The following is a 5,363-nucleotide window of genomic DNA, read 5'->3' as shown; positions in this document are numbered from 1 at the left end:
GAATAGGGGTATCTATTATAAATCTTAAAGGAGGAAAAATGATGTATGTATCAAAGAAAAATGTTTTATCATTTTCTGGAAACAAGCAAATTAATGAAACAGGGTTATTTTTAGTTGTAGACGGACATATCATGCAGGAATCGAATGGAACATTGATTAAAGTTTTGAAGCAAGGCAGTGTTTTTCATGTTGATCCTGTTAAAGAACCTTTTTTTCAATATTTCTCTCGTGGTAAGTGTTTCTTGCTTGAAATAGAAGATGAAAAGTATTTAGAGGAAATTACAGAAAAAAATATTCATCGCTTGGCTGGGGCACTTGAACGCTATCGTCTTCCGGCAAGACAACGTGTCGAAGCCTTGATTTATCAAATTGCTTTAGATGTTGGGGTAGAAAGTGAAGATGAAATTTATATTCCAGTATCTTGTAATCAATCAGAACTTGCGCGCTATAGCAATGTAAGTCGCGAGTATTTTGTTAAAATCAAGAACGATTTGTTAATGGAAAATATGATTTCCATTCGTAGACGCAACTGGGTTTTACTTGAAAAAAGTAACTGGGCAAAGCGCCCAAATTGCATACCGCTTGAAGAAACTGCAGAAGTAGAAGCGTAATTTCAAAATCAGCTTTTAAAGAATTTAAAGGCTGATTTTTTTGTTCTTTTTTTATTGACAGCCAAATGTCAAAATGAGATTATAAAAAGACTTCGCGTAAAAGAAAGTGGGGAATAAAGTGCAAATCAAAAGCTATGAAGAAAAATATCGAGATCAGTTGATAAAGCTGGTTTTAGGGGTTCAACAAGATGAATTCGGCGTAGCCATTACGCTAGAGGATCAGCCAGATTTGAGGGACATTTCAAATTATTATATGGACGAGTTGGGCCATTTTTGGGTGGCTGTTCAGGATGATAAAGTGGTTGGAACGATAGGTGTTTTGTTTTTGGAGAACGGCAATGCTGCGATTCGAAAGCTTTTTACAGATGCCGAGTATCGGGGGAAAGAATACCAAACGGGTCAAAAATTATTGGATGCGCTTGAGGCGTTTTGTGCGGAAAAGGGGAAGAAAACGATTTATCTTGGAACAACGGATAAATTTAAAGCAGCTCATCGGTTTTATGAGAAGAATGCTTATGAAGAAATCAATAAAATGGATTTGCCAGCCGACTTTCATGTTCTTGCTGTAGATTCGAAATTTTATCAGAAGAATATAGTTTAACATGGTGAAGATTGTAAATGAAGGGGATCCTTTATTTACAATCTTTTTTGATAGTAATTATTACTATTTGTGAATTTTTTTACAAATTAATTGTTTTAAGCTATACTGGTTTTTGCAAGGGGGAAATAGAAGGAAAGGGAGAGTCCATTGTACGAACGAAAAGAACTATACGATTTTTTTATGGAACGGACAAGCGAGCTTACGGAAGATTGGTATAACAAGATGGATCACAGCAATTTACATGGGGTTTACGCATCAAATGATGAGGAAGTTATTGACCGGCTTAAACAGCAAAATTATCAGTTTCATCTATTGTTTTGTCGTTTGTTTCTTGAAAAAGAGGAAGATTTTGGGGAGCTTTTTGAAAATTGGTTGGGAGAACTTGCGAGCGACATCGAACATCTTTTGACGCCAATATATGAAATCATTGAACAATTTTTTCGCGTGGAAGACCAGTATTTAGAGTTGATCGAGAAGTTTTATGCGACGAGTGAGAGTGACGCGGAAAACGAGGAAGTCAACTACTGGAGTCGAGAAATTACGAAGCGGCTTGGGGAAATTGTCATTCGTTTTGTTCGAGAAAATGCGCTTCAGACGGAACTTAAGTTAAATGCTCACAAGGAAACGATTTTAAAACTGAGCTGCCCTGTTATTCCGCTGATGAAGCATTCGGCTTTGCTTCCGGTGATTGGAGATATTGATGAAACGCGTGCTAAGGTGATTTTGCAGCACACGCTTGATGAATGTACAAAGAAAAAAATTGATCACTTATTTATTGATTTATCTGGGGTTGCTACGCTGGACAAAATAGCTGTAGAAGAATTGGAACAATTGGTTGATGCTTTAAAATTGATCGGGGTTGTTTGCACGCTCTCGGGTGTTCGACCTAAAGTAGCGAGAGCTGTTGTTGAACACGGGTTCGAGCTTGAAACTATTCATGTGGAAAGTATACTGAGCACGGCGATTGAAAAAAAATTTGCGACAATGTAGTTTGAGTAGAAAATAGGAATTGAGCGATATGATTCTCGGAAAGTCAGTTTTTTGAGGAACACCAAGCTTTTTCCTGTTTTTCTGCTCTTTTTTGTTTGGAAACTTTGTGTTATGCTTGTTCGGGTGAACTTAACGAAGTGGAAGGAAGGAAAGAACGTGACGAAACTTTTACCACGCGATTTATGGATTGTGATTGTGGGCATGGTACTTTTATATACCGGCTTATCGTTTATTTGGCCGTTTAATATGGTTTATATGACTGGCGAGCTTGGCATGTCAGGAACGGATGCCTCGCTGGTACTTTTAGTGAATTCTTTTGTGGGCATTATTTCAAGCATTATTGGCGGCTTGATTTTTGATCGCTTTTCAGGCTACATCTCGCTCTGGATTGGAACGGTGATTCTCGTTATTGGAACACTGAGCTTGTGCTTGTTCCACGGGTATCCGACTTTTATTTGGAATTTATGGCTTGTTGGCTTTGCGATGGGCATGGTTTTTTCAGGCTTATATGCTGCGGCAGGTCTGACGCACCCAGCGGGGGGAAGAACCGGCTTTAATGCGATTTATGTGGCGCAAAATATTGGCGTTGCGGTTGGTCCGTTTTTGGCAGGCTTACTTAGTGACTTCGGAATGGGGAAAGTTTACTTAGGGGCCTTTCTGTTTGCGATATTTTATGCGGTTTTCTTTTTTGTTTTCTTTCGTAAAATTGATTGGAAATCGGAACATATCGGAAGCGAAACGAAGCATCGTAAGCGCGGCATGAAGCGCTCGCGGCCCACTTTGATTGGGCTTTTTTCGATGATCCTTTTGCTCGCTACATATTTATTTTGTCAGTTGCCGCACGTTCAGTGGCAATCCAATTTATCCACTTATATGACAAGCGATATTGGGATTTCAACGGCGGAATACGGCAAGCTTTGGAGCTTGAATGGTGCGCTTATTGTTCTAGGCCAGTTTGTTTTAATTCCGATTGTGGCGCGCTTTAAACGACATTTACATGTTCAAATTTATATCGGGATTTTACTGTTCGCGTTATCGTTTATTGTGGCGATGCACGCGAACGTTTACAGCGGCTTTGTACTTGGGATGATTTTTCTGACTCTTGGCGAAATGTTTGCTTGGCCGGCGATTCCGACAATCGCCTATCAGCTTGCCCCGAAAGGAAGCGCGGGTCTTTATCAAGGCCTTGTGAATGGGATGGCGACGGCCGCACGGATGCTAGCACCGTTTTTAGGAGCGGTTGTTGTGGAAAACTTTGGCGGGATTACAGCCCTTTTTGTGGGCATCTTTATTTTGCTCGGGATGGCTGTTTTATCGACCATTTTACAAAGGAGTTTGCAAATTCGAGACAAACGAGACAAAGCTTTGAAAGGGGAAGAGCTTAGTGAAAATCTATGAGAATGCCAAATTTTATACGATGCAACAAGAAGGGGATTTTGTTCGGAATGTTTTCGCTCAGGATGGCGTGATTCAGGCGCTTGATGTGGATCCGGATGCGTATCCAGAGGCGGAACGGGTAGACTTGGATGGGAAGACGGTTTTCCCTGGTTTCGTGGATTCGCATATTCATTTATTGTGGTATGGGCAGGCACTAGATCGTTTGAATTTAAGCGAAACGACAACCAAGCGAGAAGCGTTAGAACTCATTCGGCGTCGGGTTTTTGATCTTGAAGCCGAAGCTTGGCTGTTTGTGGAAGGCTATGATGAAAATAAGTGGAGCGATGATGCGACACTCCTAACTCGGTGGGATTTAGATGGGGTAAGCGAAAACCATCCGATTCTTGTGCGACGTATTGATTATCACAGTGTAAGCGTGAATTCGGCGTTGATTGATGCGGCTAAACTGGTGCGGCAGGAAGTGAGTGGTGGCGAGATGGTTCTGGATGAATCTGGCGTGTTTACGGGGATTTTGAGGGACAATGCGACTTATCTTGCAACGGATCGTTTTCCTGTTCCGACAAATGAAGCGATTAGTGCTTGGCTTAAACTTGCGGTGCGGGACTTATGGAAAAAAGGTGTGACTGGTGCGCACTCGGAAGATTTGCATTATTTTAATGGCTTCGAAAGAACACTTCAAGCTTTCCGCGATACGCTTTCGGAAGATTTTCCTTTCAGGGCGCAACTTTTGATTCACGATGCCGAGTTCGATGTGTTTGAAGGTTCGGCTGAGCGGTTCATGGATGGTGATCCTTTTGTTGAACTCGATAGCATGAAAATTTTTTATGATGGAACGGTGGGTTCTAGAACGGCTTACATGTCGGCGGGCTATCATGATAATCCAGAGGAACATGGCTTAAAGATTCAAACGGATGAAGAATTCGAGCGTTTAGTCAAGCGTGCGCGTAAAGCTGGACTGCCAATTGCGATTCATATTTTAGGCGATGCTGCTTTTCGGGATGTGATTCGGATGTTGAAAAAATATCCACCAAAAGCTGGGCAGCATGATCGCATGATTCATACGCCTTGGCTGACAGATGAGCTGATCGAAGAAGCAAAAGGCATGCCGCTTTTATTTGATATTCAGCCCCAGTTTCTTTCGAGTGATTTGCCATGGGCACTTGATGTGCTTGGCGAAAATCATCCACCTCGTGCGTTTGCATGGAAAACCCTGCTTGAAAATGGCTTTGAATTAGCTGGGGGAAGCGATGCACCGATTGAAATTCCAAACCCGCTTTATGGCATTCATGCTGCGGTGATGCGGACTGCTAATAGTGATTTAACCGGAAAACGCTATTTTGAAGATGAAGCACTGAGTGTTTACGAAGCGATCGAGCTCTATACGACAGGAAGCGCAAAGGCTAGCTATAAACCGGATTCGCGTGGTAAATTAGCGCCAGGTTTTGCGGCGGATTTTACAGTGCTTGAAGCAGATCCATTTGAAATCGCAAAAGAAAATTTGCGTTCTATTAAAGTCGCAAAGACCATCGTCAACGACCGCGAAGTTTATCCGAGCAAGAGTTGACGAGGAGAGAAGAAGATGTTATTATTTGAGTGAAAAGAGAGCTGTGGGGGACACAGCTCTCATGCGAAGCACCATTTAAGATGGCGGCTAAACTTAGTTGGATAACCTACCAAGCTTGCTCGGTGAACCACTCTCTGTCAAGTAGACAGAGGAAATATAAAAAATATTCTCCTAGATTAAATCTAGGAGTTTTTTATAT

Annotated in this window: 5 protein-coding genes; all 5 read left to right on the top strand. The window is 41.7% G+C overall.

Annotation, left to right across the window (positions count from 1 at the left end):
* On the top strand, nt 1-611 hold a 611-nt coding region (locus tag HCK02_RS13145; protein ID WP_208970481.1), incomplete at its 5' end, for a Crp/Fnr family transcriptional regulator.
* Nucleotides 612-729: 118 nt separating this feature from the next.
* Nucleotides 730-1,212: a GNAT family N-acetyltransferase gene (locus tag HCK02_RS13140; RefSeq protein ID WP_167630555.1), complete on the top strand. Its 483-nt coding sequence runs from the start codon at nt 730-732 to the stop codon at nt 1,210-1,212.
* A gap of 147 nt (nt 1,213-1,359) precedes the next feature.
* Nucleotides 1,360-2,202 (top strand): STAS domain-containing protein, encoded by an 843-nt coding sequence (locus HCK02_RS13135; RefSeq protein ID WP_167630554.1) that lies wholly within the window; start codon nt 1,360-1,362, stop codon nt 2,200-2,202.
* Nucleotides 2,203-2,358: 156 nt separating this feature from the next.
* A complete protein-coding gene (locus HCK02_RS13130; RefSeq protein ID WP_167630553.1) occupies nt 2,359-3,600 on the top strand; it encodes an MDR family MFS transporter in 1,242 nt (413 codons plus the stop codon).
* Nucleotides 3,587-5,164 carry an amidohydrolase gene (locus HCK02_RS13125; protein WP_167630552.1) on the top strand — a complete coding sequence of 526 codons (1,578 nt, stop codon included), beginning with the start codon at nt 3,587-3,589 and terminating at the stop codon, nt 5,162-5,164. Before HCK02_RS13130 ends, HCK02_RS13125 begins: the two co-directional genes overlap by 14 nt.
* The last annotated feature ends 199 nt before the right edge of the window (nt 5,165-5,363 follow it).

This window comes from Listeria valentina (assembly GCF_011800755.1).
Classification (GTDB): Bacteria; Bacillota; Bacilli; order Lactobacillales; family Listeriaceae; genus Listeria; species Listeria valentina.
The sequence above is the reverse complement of the archived record's forward strand: the minus strand, read 5'-3'. Positions and strand labels throughout refer to the sequence as shown.